Origin of the sequence: Actinophytocola sp., assembly GCF_050699935.1 — a bacterium.
In the GTDB taxonomy this organism is placed as follows: Bacteria; Actinomycetota; Actinomycetes; order Mycobacteriales; family Pseudonocardiaceae; genus Actinophytocola.
This window is the reverse complement of record NZ_JBOHGB010000018.1, coordinates 21,421-38,003: the sequence shown is the minus strand read 5'-3', so window position 1 is coordinate 38,003 and position 16,583 is coordinate 21,421. Positions and strand designations below refer to the sequence as shown.

13 protein-coding genes are annotated in these 16,583 nt (G+C 70.9%); 4 read left to right on the top strand and 9 right to left on the bottom strand.

Annotated elements, in window-relative coordinates; translation table 11 throughout:
• The first annotated feature begins 30 nt into the window (after positions 1 to 30).
• Entirely contained in the window at positions 31 to 1,056 is a 1,026-nt protein-coding gene (gene add / locus ACRDTB_RS09350) for an adenosine deaminase (RefSeq protein ID WP_431429624.1), read from the top strand.
• On the opposite strand, the gene ACRDTB_RS09345 is transcribed toward add, so the two are convergent.
• Entirely contained in the window at positions 1,032 to 1,538 is a 507-nt protein-coding gene (locus ACRDTB_RS09345; protein WP_431429664.1) for a TrmH family RNA methyltransferase, read from the bottom strand. The two genes, add and ACRDTB_RS09345, sit on opposite strands and share 25 nt — an antisense overlap.
• Positions 1,539 to 1,856: 318 nt before the next feature.
• On the opposite strand from ACRDTB_RS09345, the gene ACRDTB_RS09340 reads away from it, so the two are divergent.
• On the top strand, positions 1,857 to 3,881 hold the full coding sequence (locus ACRDTB_RS09340; RefSeq protein WP_431429623.1) for a prolyl oligopeptidase family serine peptidase: 2,025 nt from the start codon (positions 1,857 to 1,859) through the stop codon (positions 3,879 to 3,881).
• On the opposite strand, the gene abc-f is transcribed toward ACRDTB_RS09340, so the two are convergent.
• The 5 genes from abc-f to ACRDTB_RS09315 form a co-directional block, all read right to left on the bottom strand.
• Entirely contained in the window at positions 3,878 to 5,479 is a 1,602-nt protein-coding gene (gene abc-f, locus ACRDTB_RS09335) for a ribosomal protection-like ABC-F family protein (RefSeq protein ID WP_431429622.1), read from the bottom strand. The two genes, ACRDTB_RS09340 and abc-f, sit on opposite strands and share 4 nt — an antisense overlap.
• A 158-nt stretch (positions 5,480 to 5,637) precedes the next feature.
• Positions 5,638 to 6,195: a TetR/AcrR family transcriptional regulator gene (locus ACRDTB_RS09330; RefSeq protein WP_431429621.1), complete on the bottom strand. Its 558-nt coding sequence runs from the start codon at positions 6,193 to 6,195 to the stop codon at positions 5,638 to 5,640.
• 305 nt (positions 6,196 to 6,500) lie between these two features.
• Complete coding sequence (locus ACRDTB_RS09325) at positions 6,501 to 9,317, bottom strand: vitamin B12-dependent ribonucleotide reductase (protein WP_431429620.1); 2,817 nt, start codon at positions 9,315 to 9,317, stop codon at positions 6,501 to 6,503.
• A gap of 95 nt (positions 9,318 to 9,412) precedes the next feature.
• Positions 9,413 to 9,865, bottom strand: a complete 453-nt coding sequence (gene nrdR, locus ACRDTB_RS09320; RefSeq protein WP_431429619.1) for a transcriptional regulator NrdR — start codon at positions 9,863 to 9,865, stop codon at positions 9,413 to 9,415.
• Between the two features lie 385 nt (positions 9,866 to 10,250).
• Positions 10,251 to 10,718 (bottom strand): LysM peptidoglycan-binding domain-containing protein, encoded by a 468-nt coding sequence (locus tag ACRDTB_RS09315; RefSeq protein WP_431429618.1) that lies wholly within the window; start codon positions 10,716 to 10,718, stop codon positions 10,251 to 10,253.
• Between the two features lie 336 nt (positions 10,719 to 11,054).
• On the opposite strand from ACRDTB_RS09315, the gene lexA reads away from it, so the two are divergent.
• The gene (gene lexA / locus ACRDTB_RS09310; RefSeq protein ID WP_431429663.1) at positions 11,055 to 11,720 is read left to right on the top strand and encodes a transcriptional repressor LexA; all 666 of its coding nucleotides are present in this window, start codon (positions 11,055 to 11,057) and stop codon (positions 11,718 to 11,720) included.
• Positions 11,717 to 13,033, top strand: a complete 1,317-nt coding sequence (locus ACRDTB_RS09305; protein WP_431429617.1) for an amidase — start codon at positions 11,717 to 11,719, stop codon at positions 13,031 to 13,033. The genes lexA and ACRDTB_RS09305 overlap by 4 nt, the downstream gene beginning before the upstream one ends.
• Here ACRDTB_RS09305 and ACRDTB_RS09300 read toward each other — a convergent pair.
• The 3 genes from ACRDTB_RS09300 to dapF form a co-directional block, all read right to left on the bottom strand.
• On the bottom strand, positions 13,030 to 14,115 hold the full coding sequence (locus tag ACRDTB_RS09300) for a hypothetical protein (RefSeq protein ID WP_431429616.1): 1,086 nt from the start codon (positions 14,113 to 14,115) through the stop codon (positions 13,030 to 13,032). The two genes, ACRDTB_RS09305 and ACRDTB_RS09300, sit on opposite strands and share 4 nt — an antisense overlap.
• 64 nt (positions 14,116 to 14,179) lie before the next feature.
• The gene (gene hflX, locus ACRDTB_RS09295; protein ID WP_431429662.1) at positions 14,180 to 15,592 is read right to left on the bottom strand and encodes a GTPase HflX; all 1,413 of its coding nucleotides are present in this window, start codon (positions 15,590 to 15,592) and stop codon (positions 14,180 to 14,182) included.
• A 126-nt stretch (positions 15,593 to 15,718) separates the two neighbouring features.
• On the bottom strand, positions 15,719 to 16,549 hold the full coding sequence (dapF, locus tag ACRDTB_RS09290; RefSeq protein ID WP_431429615.1) for a diaminopimelate epimerase: 831 nt from the start codon (positions 16,547 to 16,549) through the stop codon (positions 15,719 to 15,721).
• Positions 16,550 to 16,583: the final 34 nt, after the last annotated feature.

The following is a 16,583-nucleotide window of genomic DNA, read 5'->3' as shown; positions in this document are numbered from 1 at the left end:
CCCAAGGGCACACTCGGGCAATATGGTCATGTGTTCGAATTCATCTCCGCGCTCCCCAAGGTCGAACTGCACGTCCATCTGGTGGGCTCCGCGTCCGCCGACACGGTCCTGGCGCTGGCCCGGCGACATCCCGACCTGGACGTGCCCACCGACCGGTATGCCCTCGTCGCGTTCTACGAGTTCACCGACTTCGCTCACTTCATCGAGGTCTACGTCAAGGTCACCAGGCTGGTGAAGACCAGCGCGGACGTCACGGCGCTGGTCGACGGGCTCGCCGCGGACCTGGCGCGGAACGCGGTCCGGTATGCGGAGGTCACCGTCACTCCGGTGGCGCACCTGATGATGGGCATCGAACCGGACGAACTGGCGGAGGCGTTGACCGTCGGCCGGGGACTCGCCCGCGAGCGGCACGGTGTCGAGCTGGCGTGGGTGTTCGACATCGCGGGCTCGCTGGGCTACGACCACGGCATCGCGACGGCGGACTGGGTGCTGCGGCACCGTCCGGACGGGACCGTCGGCTTCGGGTTGGGCGGCAACGAGGTCGGCGTGCCGAGGGACCTGTACCGGGACCCGTTCGACATGGCTCGCGAGGGCGGTCTGCACCTGGTGCCGCACGCGGGTGAGACCACGGGTCCGGAGACGATCTGGTCCGCGCTGCGCGACCTGCACGCCGAGCGGATCGGGCATGGCACGAGCGCGGTCGCCGACCCGGAGCTGCTCGCACACCTCGCCGGCGAAGGCGTTCCGGTCGAGGTGTGCCCGAGCTCCAACATCCGGACCAGGTCCGTGCGCTCGCTCGCGGAGCACCCGTTACCCAGGCTGCTCGACGCCGGCGTCCCGGTCACGCTGGCGACCGACGATCCGGGCATGTTCCACACCGACCTCAACAGGGAGTACCTGCAGTGCCACGAACACTTCGGTCTTGGCCGGTCCGAGCTCGCGGACCTGGCCAGGGCCGGCGTGCGGGCGGCCTTCTGCCCCGCGGCGCAGAAGACCCGTCTGCTGGCCGACATCGACGCGGCCGAACACGGTCAGACGAGGCCGGCGAGCTTGTAGGCCACCAGCGAGCCGGCCACCGCGACATTGAGGCTGAGCCCGGTGCCGAGCATCGGGATCTCCACCGCGCGATCGAGCAACGCCGTCGCCTCGGCCGGGATGCCCTCGCTCTCATGGCCGAGCACCACGACCGTGCGCCGCCGGGCGGCGGGCAGATCGGCAAGCCGGATGGCCTCGTCGGCCAGCTCCACGCCGACGATGTCGCTGCCGGCGCGGCGCTGAGCGGCGAGCCAGCCAAGTGGCTCGTTCACCCAATGCACACACGACGGGCGGCGCAGCGTGTTGCCCTTGCCGAGCGCCTCGCGAATCCATGGACGGTGCGGTACGGCGAGACAGGCACCGACCGCGTCACAGGTGCGGAGCAGGGTGCCCAGATTGACGCCGTGCTTCGGCCACAACGGAGCGATGAGGAGGTGATCCCAACAGGAGTGCGCTCGGCTACGACGCCGGCCGCGTAGCTCGGCCCTGGTGCGCACCCACATCGGCGCGGCGCTCATCGGGCGCCCGGCATGGTCCCTTCGAACATGGTGAGAGGCGTTTCGCGGCACGCCCGAGCCATCGACGACATGACGTGGTCCGGATCTGATGATACCGGTGACCGCACAACGCCACGTCTGATTCCCGCCAACCCGCCCAGCTGGTGCGGACGAGGATCGGGACCTGTTGATCCGGCGAGTCGGCGATCGTGTCGGAGACCGCGGTGCTGCGGGCGACCGCGGTGACCGATATGGACACTCCGGTGTCCGTCGCGGCGGCGGCGTGGCAGAGGGCACTCACCCGAACCAGGCAGACTGGGAGTCATGAGTGATGACGACCCGTACCTCTGGCTCGAGGACGTCACGGGTGACACCGCGCTGGGATGGGTACGCGAACGCAACGCCGAGACCGACGACGAGCTGACCGGTACGCCGCGATTCGGCGGACTTCGCGACCAGATCCGTGAGGTGCTCGATGCCGACGACCGGATCCCGTATGTACGAAGGCGAGGTGAGTACCTCTACAACTTCTGGCAGGACGCCGTGAACCCGCGCGGACTGTGGCGGCGCACCACGCTCGAGTCCTACCGCCGGGCAGAGCCCGAGTGGGAGCTCATACTCGACGTCGACGCGCTCGCCGAGGCGGAGGGCGAGAGCTGGGTGTGGCAGGGCGCGTCCGTGCTACGCCCGGGCTACCGGCGTGCGCTCGTCGAGCTGTCCCGGGGCGGCGCGGACGCGGCCGTGGTCCGCGAGTTCGACCTGAAGTCCCTGACGTTCGTCGAGGACGGGTTCGTGTTGCCGGAGGCGAAGAGCCGGGTCGGCTGGATCGACGAGGACCGCATCTACGTCGGCACGGACTTCGGGGACGGGTCGCTGACCAACTCGGGCTACCCGCGGATCGCGAAGGAGTGGCGCCGTGGCACGCCGCTCGACGAGGCGACCGTGGTGTTCGAGGGCAAGCCGGACGACGTGTCGGCGGGCGCGTACCACGACCCGACGGAAGGCTTCGAGCGCGACTTCGTCTACCGCAACCTCGACTTCTACCGGACCGAGAAGCACCTGCGCACCCCCGGTGGCCTGGTACGCATCGAGGTGCCGGAGGACGCCGAGACCTCGTCGCACCGCGAGTGGCTGCTAATCGGCACCCGGTCCGAGTGGACGGTCGGCGACCGCACGTACCCGGCGGGTGCGCTGCTCGCCGCGCGGTTCGACGACTACCTCGCCGGTGGGCGGGACCTCGACGTGCTGTTCGAGCCGGACGAGCACACCTCGCTCGCCTACCACGCGTGGACGCGCAACCACCTGATCCTCGCCACGCTCGAAGACGTGAAGAGCCGATTCGCGGTGCTCACGCCGCGCCAGGACGGCTGGGCTCGCAACGCCCTCGACGGGGTGCCGGAGGTCGGGTCGGCCGACATCCTCGACACCGACCCGGATGTCAGCGACGAGTACTTCCTCAACGCGAGCGGCTACACCCAGCCGGCCACGCTGTACCGCGGCGAGCTCGGCGGCGAGGTCGAGGTGCTCAAGCGGGCGCCCGCGTTCTTCGACGCCGACGGCATGAACGTCGAGCAGCACTTCGCCACCTCCGACGACGGCACGAAGATCCCTTACTTCGTCGTCGGCCGGGGCGGCGGGCCGACGCTGCTCACCGGGTACGGCGGCTTCGAGGTGTCGCTCACGCCGGGCTACAGCGGCACGACCGGCCGCGGCTGGCTCGCGCGCGGCGGCACGTACGTGGTGGCGAACATCCGCGGCGGCGGCGAGTACGGCCCGGTCTGGCACCAGTCGGTCCAGCGCGCGAACCGCCTGCGCGTGTACGAGGACTTCGCCGCCGTGGCGAAGGACCTGGTCACCCGCCGGATCACGACACCGGACCGGCTCGGGATCCAGGGCGGCTCCAACGGCGGCCTGCTCACCGGCGTGATGCTGACCCGGTACCCGGAGCTGTTCGGCGCGGTCGTGATCCAGGTGCCGCTGCTGGACATGCGGCGCTACCACAAGCTGCTCGCCGGGGCGTCCTGGATGGCGGAGTACGGCGACCCGGACGACCCGGCGGACTGGACCTTCCTGAAGGAGTACTCGCCGTACCAGAACGTCCACTCCGGACGGACGTACCCGCCGACGCTCGTCATCACGTCCACACGGGACGATCGGGTGCACCCGGGGCACGCGCGCAAGATGGTGGCACGCCTCAAGGAGCTCGGCCACGATGTGCGCTACCACGAGAACATCGAGGGCGGGCACGGCGCGGCCGCCGACAACGAGCAGCTGGCCTTCAAGTGGGCGCTCGTGTTCGAGTTCCTGTGGGAGCGGTTGGGACGGGCAGGCGTCACTCCGACCGGCTAGGACACGAGCCGGCCGGCGGACAGCTCCAACTGTGTGCCGGTGAACCGCCGACGCAGCGCCCGGTCGTGCGACACCACGACCAGCGCGCCGGCGAAGGCCTCGATGGCCTCCTCAAGCTCCTCGACCAGCGCGAGCGACAGGTGGTTGGACGGCTCGTCGAGTAGCAGCAGGTCCGCCTGCCCGGTCAGCAGGCGGGCCAGGCTGAGCCGGCGGCGCTGCCCCGCGGACAGTGCACCCTCCGGCACCCGCAGGTCGGCCGGCCGGAACAGGCCGAGTGCGAGCAGCCGGTCGGCATGCTCCTCCGGGAGCCCCGCTCGGCCCGCCGCGAAAGCGGCGAGCAGCGAGCGTTTCGGTTGGTGTGCCGGAATCTCCTGGGCGAGGTAACCGATCCGGCCGCGCCGTCGCACGCTACCCACGTCCGGTTCGACCGCGCCGGCGAGCACCCGCAGCAGCATGGTCTTGCCGGCGCCGTTCGGACCGTGGACGAGCAGCCGCTGCCGGCCGCCGACGGTCAGCGAGTCGATCCGCAGCCGGTCGCCGACGCGGAGGTTCTCGACGGCGACGACGGTCTGCGGAGCGTCCCCGGCGACGAGCCGGCCGGTGAACCGCAGCGGGTCGGGCGGCCGGGGCACGGGGTCGTCCCGCAGCCGGCGCAGCCGCTCCCGGGCGTTGCGCACCCGGCTGGACACCGAGCTCTGCACGCGACCCCTGTCCCGGTCGTAGGCCAGCTTGTTGCCGTCCTTCATCGCCCGGCCGGGCGCCACCCGGTGCGCCGTGGTCGCGGCGAACTCGGTCAGCTGGTCGAGCTCCGCGCACCACCGCTGGTGGGCCAGCTCCCACCGCCTCCGCGCGGCCGCCTTCTCCGCGAGGTAGCCGGCGTAACCGTCGCCGTAGCGGGCCACCGTGCGGCGGTCCGCGTCGACCTCGACGATCGCGGTGGCCACGCGTTCCAGGAACACCCGGTCGTGCGACACGGCGACGACGGTGCCGCGATGGGCACGCAGGTGGTCCTCGAGCCAGGCGAGCGCGGCGGCGTCGAGGTGGTTGGTCGGCTCGTCGAGCAGCATGACCTCGGGTGCGGCGGCCAGCAGGCAGGCGAGCCCGAGCCGCGCCTGCTCGCCGCCGGACAGGCTGCCGAGCCGCCGGTCGCGGTCGATGTTCGCGAGGCCGAGCGCGTGGGTCGCCTTGTCGACGCGCGCGTCGGCCTGGTAGCCGTCGCGCAGCTCGAACGCGGTGAGCAGGTCGCCGTACTCCGCCAGGGCCGCCGGTTCGTCCAATATGGACTCCAAGGCGCGCAGTCGCCGTTCCATGGCACGGAGATCGGCCAGCGCGGCGTCGACCGCGTCGGCCACGGTCCGATCCGGTGGCAGCTCCGGCGTCTGACCGAGATAGCCGACGCTGGACGCGGCGACCGTGACCTCGCCGTCGTCCGGCCGCTCCCGCCCGGCGAGCAGGCGCAGCAGCGTGGACTTGCCGGCGCCGTTCTCGCCGACGATGCCGACGCGCTCGCCGGGACGGACGGCCAGCGAGACTCCGTCGAGCAGCAACCGCTCGCCGAAGGACTTGCGGACGTCGCGCAGGGACAACTGGGTAGGCACAACAGCCTCCGAGGCATGCCGAAAGGGTTCGGGAAAACCGAGTTCGCGATGCCTCAGAAGATCATCGGGCCGGCGCCTCCAGGTTCGACGACGTAGCGCGGCCACGCTGCCACGCGCCGCGCGAGCGCCGCAACCGAATTACCACCACACGGCACGGGTCACGGGCGGATGAGGGCGACGATCGTCGCGAGGCGGTCCTTGTGGTTGCCCTCGCTCAGCCGGCCGTCGCGGGTCAGGGTGACCAGTCCGTGCAGGGCGCTCCACAGGACCTCGGCGAGGACGTCCGGGTCCGTGCCGCGGGCGTACGGCTCGACGGTGGCCCGCAGCTCGGCGAACGCCTCCCACAGCGGGGCCGGCGCGTCGGGCGTGGCGAACCGCAGGCCGGCGGCGCGGCTGAACATCCCGTCGTAGACCGCCGGGTTGGCATCGGCGAACGCGACGTACGCCGAGGCGACCGCACGCACGGCATCGTCCGGCCACTCCGCCCGTGCGCGGGCCAGCTCCTCCGCGAGCTGCGCGAAACCCCGCTCCGCCACCACCGCGATGATCGCGTCCTTGCCGGCGAAGTGGGTGTACAGCACGGGCTGGCTGAACTCGATGAGCTCGGCGAGCCGGCGCGTGGTGACCGCCGCCCAGCCTTCGGCCTCCGCGAGGTCGCGCGCGGTCTGCACGATGAGCTCGTGCCGCTGCGCCCGTTCGCGCTCCCGTCTGCCCATGCCAACGAGTCTGGCACCGCCACCGCACTAGCAACGCTAGGAGTTCGGCCGGCGACGCACGGGTCACGCCGAGCGGCACGTGGCGCCGTCGGCGAGCCGAAGTCCGAGCGCGCGGCGGACTCGCCGACCGGGACCGCCGGATGCCGCGGACGGTAGCCGGGTGCGGTCGGGCGCCGGGGCTCCAGTCGGGGTCACCGGTCCGCCGACGGCGGTCGACTCGGTCTCGATGTCGCGGTCCCAGCTGTTGAAGGTCGCCCACGAATCTCCCCTCATCCGTCCCGTGAGGACGGATGAGGGGAGGACGTTCAGCTGCAGCCGGACGTCGAGCCGCAGCCCTCGCAGACGTAGCACGAGCCGGCCGGTCGCATCTTCGTGCCGCAGGTCATGCACAGGGGTGCGTCGGCCGCCTTACCCAGGTGCAGCTCCAGCAGTTCCGTCGAGCTGTGCGCCTCGACGACCTCCGGCTCCTCCCGAGCCGGCTCGACGGCCGGGCGGGAGGGCGTGGCGTCGACCGACGTGCGGAGGCCTTCCAGGTCCACATCGGACGGTGCGGCGTAGTCGTTGCTGACCTGGGCGGCGCGCTCGTCCGCGGTGTAGATCCCAAGCTGGGCCCGCTTGTCGTAGGGCAGGTGGTCCAGGGCCAGCCGGCGGAAGATGTAGTCGAGCACGCTGGTGGCGATGCGCAGGTCCGGATCATCCGTCATGCCGGCCGGCTCGAATCGCAGGTTCTGGAACTTCGAGACGTAGAACTCCAGCGGGATTCCGTACTGCAGGCCCACCGAGATCGACGTGGCGAACGCGTCCATCACGCCGGCGAGCGTCGAGCCCTGCTTGCCCAGCTTGATGAAGATCTCACCCAGCCCGTCGTCCGGGTACGAGCCCGCGTGCAGGTAGCCCTCCGCGCCACCGACCGTGAAGGACACCGTCTGCGACGGACGCTTCTTCGGCAGGCGCTTGCGCACCGGGCGGTACTCGACGACCTTCTCGGGCACTCCGCCCTTGTTGGCGCCCTTGCCGGCCGACAGCGGCTGGCCGACCTTGCAGTTGTCGCGGTAGATCGCCAGCGCCTTGAGGCCCAGCTTCCAGCCCTCGAAGTAGATCTGTTCGATGTCCTCGACGGTCGCCGCCTCGGGCATGTTCACCGTCTTGGAGATCGCGCCCGAGATGAACGGCTGCACCGCGGCCATCATCCGGACGTGGCCCATCGGCGCGATGGAGCGCTCGCCCATCGCGCAGTCGAACACCTCGTAGTGCTCCCGGCGCAGGCCCGGCGCGTCGACGATGTGGCCGTGCTCGGCGATGTACTCGACGATCGCCTCGATCTGCTCTTCCTGGTAGTTCAGGGCCTTCAGCGCACGAGGCACGGTCTGGTTGACGATCTGCATCGAACCGCCGCCGACCAGCTTCTTGAACTTCACCAGCGCGAGGTCGGGCTCGACCCCGGTGGTGTCGCAGTCCATCATCAGGCCGATGGTGCCGGTCGGCGCGATCACCGCCGCCTGCGCGTTGCGCCACCCGTTCGACGCGCCGATCTGCAGGCCGCGCTGCCACTCGCGGGTCGCCAGCCGCTGGATCGCGATGTCGTTGCGGTGATGGGTGCGGATGAGGTCGTTGGCCGCCGCGTGCTTGCGCATGACGCGCTGATGCGGCTCGGCGTTGCGAACGTAGCCGTCGTACGGTCCGACGACACCGGCGAGCTCGGCGGAGCGCCGGTAGGCGGTGCCGGTCATCAGCGATGAGATGCTCGCCGCGAGCGAGCGGCCGCCCTCGGAGTCGTACGCGTGGCCGGTGGCCATCAGCAGCGCGCCGAGGTTGGCGTAGCCGATGCCCAGCTGCCGGTACTTGCGCGTGGTGTCGCCGATCGGCTCGGTCGGGAAGTCCGCGAAGCAGATCGAGATGTCCATCGCGGTGATCACGAGCTCGACCGAGCGCGTGAACAGCTCGCCGTCGAACGTGCAGTCCTCGCGCAGGAACTTCATCAGGTTCAGCGATGCGAGGTTGCAGCTGGAGTTGTCGAGGTGCAGGTACTCGCTGCACGGGTTCGACGCGGTGATCCGGCCCGACTCGGGGCAGGTGTGCCAGTCGTTGATCGTGTCGTCGTACTGGATGCCCGGGTCGGCGCACTCCCACGCGGCCTGGGCCATCTTGCGGAACAGCGTCTTCGCGTCGACGCGCTCGAGGATCTCGCCGGTGGTGCGGGCGCGCAGGCCGAAGTCGTTGGCCCCCTCGACGGCGTGCATGAACTCGTCGGACACCCGGATCGAGTTGTTGGCGTTCTGGTACTGCACCGAGGTGATGTCGGTACCGCCGAGATCCATGTCGAAGCCGGCGTCGCGCAGGACGCGGATCTTCTGCTCCTCCTTGGCCTTGGTCTCGATGAACTCCTCGACGTCCGGGTGGTCGACGTCGAGCACGACCATCTTCGCGGCACGGCGGGTGGCGCCGCCGGACTTGATCGTGCCGGCGGAGGCGTCGGCGCCGCGCATGAAGGAGACCGGGCCGGACGCGGTGCCCCCGGAGGACAGCAGCTCCTTTGACGAGCGGATGCGGGAGAGGTTCAGCCCGGCGCCGGAGCCGCCCTTGAAGATCAGGCCCTCCTCGCGGTACCAGTTCAGGATCGAGTCCATCGTGTCGTCGACGGAGAGGATGAAGCAGGCGGACACCTGCTGGGGCGACGAGGTACCGACGTTGAACCAGACCGGCGAGTTGAAGCTGAACACCTGGTGGAGCAGCATCCAGGTCAGCTCGTGGGAGAAGACCTCGGCATCGGCCGGTGTGGCGAAGTAGCCGTGCTTGGTGCCGGCGTCCACATAGGTCTTGACGACGCGGTCGATCAGCTGGCGCAGCGAGTGCTCACGGACCGGGGTGCCCACCGCGCCCCGGAAGTACTTGCTGGTCACGATGTTCGTCGCGTTGACCGACCAGAACTCGGGGAACTCCACGCCCCGCTGCTCGAAGTTCACCGAGCCGTCGCGCCAGTTGGTCATCACCACGTCGCGCTGCTCCCAGGTGACCTCGTCGTACGGGTGCACACCATCGGTGGTGTGCACACGCCGCACGGTGAGCCCCCGGCTCACCTCCTGGGCGCCCCGCGCCGCCGAAGCGCCGACAGTCTCCGTCATGACCAGTCCCTCTCCCTCGTTACTCGCTACCCCTGACACCGACGTCCCCGCTGACGTCACCGTCCGATCCGACCTGTTCCTGATTCGTTGCCGCCTCATGCCTCTGGTGTTCCCCGCAACCCCGCGATCTCCTTCTCGAAGTCCTCGATCGACGAGAAGGAGCGGTACACGCTGGCGAACCGGAGATAGGCGACCTCGTCGAGCTCGCGCAGCGGGCCGAGGATGGCGAGCCCGACCTCGTGGCTCGGCACCTCGGCCGGTCCGGTCGACCGGATCGTCTCCTCGACCAGCTGGGCCAGTTGTTGCAGTGCGTCCTCGTCGACGGGGCGTCCCTGACACGCACGCCGCACCCCGGTGACGACCTTCTCGCGGCTGAACGGCTCGGTGACGCCGGAGCGCTTTACCACCGCGAGGACCGCCTCCTCGACCGTGGTGAACCGCCGGCTGCACTTCGCGCACGACCGCCGCCGCCGGATGGCCTGGCCTTCGTCCACCTCCCGGGAGTCGACGACCCTGGAGTCCGCATGGCGGCAGAACGGACACTTCATCCAGGATCACCCCTCGTCGTCTCGCCCGCTCGCAGCCAAGCCCACGTGGTGATCACCTTGTGGATGGCCGGTGGACAACCTGCCCCAGCCTGTGGACTAACTACAAGTCTGTAACTACTAGATGTTGGGGTCGACGGTATGCCTAGACGCCACATGATGCAAGTCGCCCAAGTGCGGACATGCGGAAGGGGGATGTTGTCCGGGTCACTCGGGGAACGTGATCGCCCGTGCCGGGAACGGCATCCGGCGTCAACCAGGCAGGCGACACTCGTACGCGGCAGCGGACGCTCGTCGAGTAGCTCGCGTCGGTTCATCAGTCGCCGGAGTCGGGGTGGCTCCGGGCATCGCCGAACGAGGGTCGCGTGGCAGCGCGATCGGCCGTGGTTCAGCCGGCGGTCGGGACGGTTAACGGCTGGCCGGGCGTGACTCCGTCCGCCAGGCCGCCGTTCAGCTCGCGAATCCGGTCGACCACCGCGCTCTCGTCGCTGCCCGGCGCGACCCGGCCGGCCAGCTCCCACAGACTCTCCCCGGGCTCCACCCGGACCACCGTGGTCCGCTCCGGCACCGAGGCCTGCCCCGAGCTCGCCAACATCCCCAGGCCGACCACGGCCAGGCACACGACGGCCGCGACCGCGAGCAGCCACGACACGGGCAGGTGCGGCCGCCTCGGCGCGCAGTCCGTCCGCGGGACCACCCGGGGCGCACCCACGACGCGACGCCGGGTCGGCGGGGCGACCGGGCGCGTCCGGCGGCGCAGCGGGGGAACGACCTGCTCGACAGCCTCGCGCTGGGCCGGAACACGCGCCCGCGTCCGCTCGGCCTGCTCCTTCGCCCGGTGCGCCACCACGCTCATGACTGCCTCCCGTCGCGTTCGAACACCTGCCCGAAGCTCGAACAGTCGTTCGATCGAACCCTCGTGCGAATTTGTACCACGGGCCACCGACAAAAACGAGAACCGTCCGGCGTGTCGTCGAACAGGTGTTTGATCTCGTCGTGGCGGACGGTTAACGTCGAAGTCGCAGTTGAAACAGACAGTCACATCCGGGCGTTCGAACAGACGACCGGCGCGCAGGGAGGCAGGGCAGTGCCACGCAAACCCGGAGGAATACCCAAGGGTGTCCCCAAGCGGAAGCCCCTCAAAGGGAACCTACGCAGCTTCCCGGACCTCGACCGGGGCGAAGACACCGAGCTGCCCGTCCGGCAGCGCGAGGTGCTCGAGGTGATCCGCACCTGGGTGGAGCGGTTCGGCTACCCGCCGAGCGTCCGGGAGATCGGCGAGGCCGTGGGGCTCACCTCCACCTCGTCCGTCGCCTACCAGCTGCGCGCCCTCGAACAGAAGGGCTACCTGCGCCGCGACCCGAACCGGCCGCGGGCCATCGGGGTGCTGCCGCCCGACGCCGTGCCGGAGCCGGCCGACGGGGTCGGCGCCGCCACGCTGGTCGGCGAGGACACGGTCGACGAGAGCGCCGAGAGCATGCCGGCTCCGGCGTACGTCCCGGTCCTCGGTCGTATCGCCGCCGGTGGGCCGATCCTCGCCGAGGAGGCCGTCGAGGACGTCTTCCCGCTGCCGAAGGAGATCGTCGGCGAGGGAGCGCTGTTCCTGCTGCGCGTCGCCGGTGACTCGATGATCGACGCGGCTATCGCCGACCAGGACTGGGTCGTGGTGCGCCAGCAGCCGACCGCCGACAACGGGGAGATCGTCGCCGCCATGATCGAGGGCGAGGCGACCGTCAAGACGTTCAAGCGCAAGGACGGCCACGTCTGGCTGTTGCCGCACAACGAGGCCTACGAGCCGATCCCCGGCGACGACGCGACGATCCTCGGCAAGGTCGTGGCGGTCCTGCGGCGGTTGTGACGCGGCCACCGGGTGCGGGCTTCTTCACCGAGCACACCGTCGCCGAGCTCGCCGATGAGCTGCGGGGCGGCCGGCGCTCGCCCACCGACCTGGTGGAGCACGCGCTGGCGGCCGCCGCCCGGCTCGACCCGTCGCTCAACGCGTTCGTGACGCTCGACGAGGCCGGTGCCCGCGGGGCCGCCCGCCGTGCTGCCGACGAACTCGCCGCCGGCCGGGATCGCGGGCCCCTGCACGGGATACCGGTCGCGGTGAAGGACCTCGTCGACACGGCGGGCCTGCGCACGACCATGGGCTCGCGGCACTTCGCCGACAACGTGCCCGAGCGGGACGCGGAGTGCGTGCGCCGGCTGCGGGAGGCCGGCGCGGTCGTGGTCGGCAAGACCGTGACGCACGAGTTCGCCTACGGGCCGACCGGCGACCGCTCGGCGACCGGGCCGGCCCGCAACCCGTACCGCCCGGCGGCCATGTCCGGCGGGTCCAGCGCGGGGTCCGCCGTCGCCGTGGCCGCGGGCATTGTCCCGCTGGCCGTCGGCACGGACACCGGTGGCTCGGTACGTATCCCGGCCGCGTGCTGCGGCATCGTCGGGCTGCGGCCGACCTTCGGTGCGATCCCGGGCGACGGCGTCTTCCCGCTGTCCCCGACCCTGGACGCGGTCGGCCCGCTCACCCGGACGGTCGCCGACTGCCGGCTGCTGTGGCGCGTACTGGCCGACACCGGACCGGAGCCTGACGAGCCGCCGCGGCCGCGGATCGGCTGGGTGGCCCCGGAGACGTTCCACCCGGCCGACGACGCCGTGACACGTGCGGCGCGTGCGCTGGTGCCGCACGCCGAGGACGTGGCCGTGCCGAACGCCGGGACGCTGCTGTCGATCTACGGCGCCATCCACGGCAGCGACGCCTACGCGATCCACGCCGAGCGCGTGGCGAGGGCCCCCGAGCTGTTCGACGAGGAGGTGCTGGCCCGGCTGCGGGCGGCCGAGGAGGTGCGCGGCTGGGAGTACGTGCGGGCACTCGAGGACCGGCGCCGGGCCCTCGACACGATCGGCTCGCTGTTCGCCGACCACGACCTGCTGGCGCTGCCCACGGTTCCGCTCCCGGCCCCACCGGTCGGCGCGCGGACCGGACGGATCGGTGACACGGAGATCGACGTCCGCACCGCGCTGCTGTCGCTGACCAGCCCGTGGAGCGTGCTAGGCCTGCCCGCGCTGTCCGTGCCCGCCGGAATGGTCGACGGCCTGCCGGTGGGACTCCAGCTCGTCGCACCGCCCGGCGGCGAGGAACTGCTGCTGAGCGCGGCCGAACACCTCGGCTAACCGCGGTAGAAGCGGCGGCGGGACCGCGCGGTGCGCCAGCGCAGCGACGCGAGCACGCCCATCATGAGCAGGATGGCCACACCGGCCGCGGGCACGATCGGCAGCCCCTGCTTCTCCACGTTGTTGCTGGCCAGGTCGCCCGCCGGCGCGGGGGCGACCGACTCCGGCGTCTTCTCCGCCTCGGACTCCTCCTCCGCCGGCGCGGCCGCCGGTGCGACCAGCTCGAGGGCCTCGTTCACGAAGCGGATCGGCTCGCCGGACCTCTCCGACGCCGAGACCAGCGAGCCGTCCGGCTCGAACGCGATCGCCTCGCCCTGCGCCTCGTTCGGCAGCGGCACCCGCACCGGCTCGCTGTTCAGCGCCTTGACGATGTCCTTGTCCGGCGCGGCGTAGAGGTAGGCGTCGGTGTAGGTGCGCACCGCCACGACGGTCCCGTCCGAGCTCACCGCGCCGCCGGTGATGGTCCGCGAGCCGACCGGGCCCGGCACCGGGCCGCCCGGGGTGTCGGTCGCCTCCAGCTTGATGGTGGCGACCTTCTTCATCGGGGTCGGGCCGGGGCTCTGCAACTGGCGGACCGGCGAGTAGACGCCGGCGTTGCCCACGTCCTTGGTCACGAAGTACGGCGCGCCGTTGGCACCGACCAGCAGCGCCTCCGCGTCGTGCTTGCCGTCCGGGTAGGTCAGCCGATACAGCGTCGACTTGCCGGCCGGCGTGAGCGCGATCAGCGCCGCGGTATCCCGCTCGAGGTTGTTGTCGCCGCCGTCGGCCAGGAGGAACGTGCCGTCCGGCGCGCGGCCGAGATCCTCGACGTCGAACGGGTCGGTCTGGCCGACGATCTGCCGCTCGACCGTGCAGTCCTTGCGGACCACGAGCACCGTCGCCTTCTCACCGCCGTCGTTGACCATGTACCAGCGGTCCTTGTCGGCGAGCACGCCGGACAGCTCGGCCAGGCGCGGGTCCTTCATCGCGCACTTGTTCACCGGTGCCTCAGGTTTAGGGGGATCAGCAGGCTGGGCGGCTGCCGCCTGGGCCGGGATCACCAGCCCGAACAGCAGCGACACTGCTAGGACAGCTCGCCGCACACCACACCTCCGTGACCCGAACGTCACCGATCTGGAGCCCCACCGTATCGCTACTAGTTACGGATCAGGCGGATGTGCCGTTCACGGAAAAACGTTCCAACATGCCGGCCAGATCGGCTTTCACCTTGGCATGCAGCACGGTTCCTTGCTCGGTGTGCCGCTCGGCGAGCACATCGCCGTCCCGGTGCACCCGCGCGACCAGCTCGCCCCGCGTGTACGGGACCAGCACCTCCACCTCGACCGACGGCCGCGGCAGCAGCTCGGTGATCCGCTCGCGCAGCTGCTCGGCCCCCGCGCCGGAGTGGGCGGAGACGAACACCGCGCCGGGCAGCAGGTGCCGCAGCCGGGCCAGCGCCACCTGGTCGGTGGCGTCGATCTTGTTGACCACGACGAGCTCGGTGGGCAGGCCCTGGTCCCGGCGGTCGGCGATCTCACCGAGCACCTCGCGGACCGCCTCGACCTGCCACTCCGGGTTCGGGTCGGAGCCGTCAACCACGTGCAGGATGAGGTCCGCGTCCGCGACCTCGTCCAAAGTGGACCGGAATGCCTCGACCAGCTGGTGCGGAAGGTGCCGCACGAAGCCGACCGTGTCGGTGAGCGTGTACGGCAGCCCGTCCGGCGTGGTGGTGCGCCGCACGGTGGCATCCAGGGTGGCGAACAGCGAGTCCTCCACCAGCACCCCGGCGCCGGTCAGCGCGTTGAGCAGGCTCGACTTGCCGGCGTTGGTGTATCCGGCGATGGCGACGCTGGGGATCTCGTTGGCGATCCGGCGCCCTCGCTTGGTGTCGCGCACCGTGCTGATCGCGGCGATCTCCTTGCGGAGCTTGGAGATCTTGGCCCGGATGCGCCGGCGGTCGGTCTCCAGCTTGGTCTCACCGGGTCCGCGCAGGCCCACGCCCGCGGAACCGCCGCCGGCCCGGCCACCGGCCTGCCGGGACAGCGCCTCGCCCCAACCACGCAGACGCGGCAGGAAGTACTGCAGCTGTGCCAGCTCGACCTGTGCCTTGCCCTCCTTGGACCGCGCGTGCTGGGCGAAGATGTCGAGGATCAGCGCCGTCCGGTCGATGACCTTGACCTTGAGCTTCGCCTCCAGCTGGCGCAGCTGGCTCGGCGAGAGCTCGCCGTCGCAGATGACGGTGTCCGCGCCCACGGCCGCGACCACGTCGGACAGCTCCCGCACCTTGCCGGAGCCGACGTAGGTGGCCGGGTCGGGTCGGTCGCGGCGCTGTACGAGCCCATCGAGGACCTGGGAGCCGGCGGTCTCGGCCAGCCGGGCGAGCTCGGCGAGCGACGCCTCGGACTGCGCGGCCGTGCCGTCGGTCCACACGCCGACCAGGACGACCCGCTCCAGGCGCAGTCGGCGGTACTCGACCTCGGTGATGTCGGCTAGCTCGGTCGAAAGACCCGCCACCCGCCGCAACGCGACTCGGTCGGAGAGCTCGAGTTCACCCGCAGAGAGCTCAGCCAGGTCGGTCAACCCCGAGTCGACGTGATCGTCGGTGAAACCCTGATTGAGATTCTCTGTCACGTGGTGAAACCCTCCGTTTGATCCGTTGTGCCGGTATTCAATGGTCGCACGGTTCAGCGAGGGCATCGACCGGATTTATTCCGGAATGCCATCCCACCAGGCACGATCGAGTTCCCCACGAGCCACGAAAACGGCCGGCCCGGTCAGCACGGACGTGCTCTCGCCGACCTCGACACGCACCCGGCCACCGGGAATCTCGACCGTCGCCGCGCCGGTTCGCGTGCCGCCGCCGTGCAGCACGCCGGCCACCGCGGCCACCGTGCCGGTACCGCAGGAGCGGGTCTCGCCCACGCCGCGCTCGTGCACCCGCATGCGGACCCGGTCGGGCGCCTCGACCACGACGAACTCGACGTTCACGCCGTCCGGGAACACCGCGTGGTCGTAGGCCGGCGGGACGGTCAGGTCGAGGTCGTCGAGCCGGTCCACGGCGCACACGAGGTGCGGGTTGCCGACGTCCACGGCGATCCCGGCCAGCGTGCGGCCGCCGACGGTCGCGGTGGACTCGCCGGTCACCCTCGCGGGCCCCATGTCGACCGCGACGTCGCCGTCCGGCCCGACCACGACCGGGCGGGCGCCGGCACGGCTGCCGACCAGGAACTCGTTGTGCGCCACCAGTCCCGCGTCGACCAGGTAGCGAGCGAACACGCGCACGCCGTTGCCGCACATCTCCGCGATCGAGCCGTCGGCGTTGCGGTAGTCCATGAACCACGCGTCGTCATCCACATCGGACGGGCGGGGATCGATCGCCTTGGCGCGCACGACCCGCAGCACCCCGTCCGCGCCGAGCCCCGCGTGCCGGTCGCAGAGCGCGCGGACGCGGGCCGCGGTCAGGTCCAGCGCGGCGTCGAGGTCGGGCAGCAGCACGAAGTCGTTCTCCGTGCCGTGACCTTTGACGAAGGGAATCACTGTCCGCCTCCCCGGATTGTTATGCGCTGGTTGC

Bases quoted from the DNA above. Each gene is read 5' to 3' on its own strand.
- nrdR (WP_431429619.1), bottom strand. From the start codon at position 9,865: ATGAAGTGTCCGTTCTGCCGCCATGCGGACTCCAGGGTCGTCGACTCC.
- ACRDTB_RS09330 (WP_431429621.1), bottom strand. From the start codon at position 6,195: ATGGGCAGACGGGAGCGCGAACGGGCGCAGCGGCACGAGCTCATCGTG.
- ACRDTB_RS09345 (WP_431429664.1), bottom strand. From the start codon at position 1,538: ATGTGGGTGCGCACCAGGGCCGAGCTACGCGGCCGGCGTCGTAGCCGA.
- ACRDTB_RS09340 (WP_431429623.1), top strand. From the start codon at position 1,857: ATGAGTGATGACGACCCGTACCTCTGGCTCGAGGACGTCACGGGTGAC.
- ACRDTB_RS09325 (WP_431429620.1), bottom strand. From the start codon at position 9,317: ATGACGGAGACTGTCGGCGCTTCGGCGGCGCGGGGCGCCCAGGAGGTG.
- ACRDTB_RS09315 (WP_431429618.1), bottom strand. From the start codon at position 10,718: ATGAGCGTGGTGGCGCACCGGGCGAAGGAGCAGGCCGAGCGGACGCGG.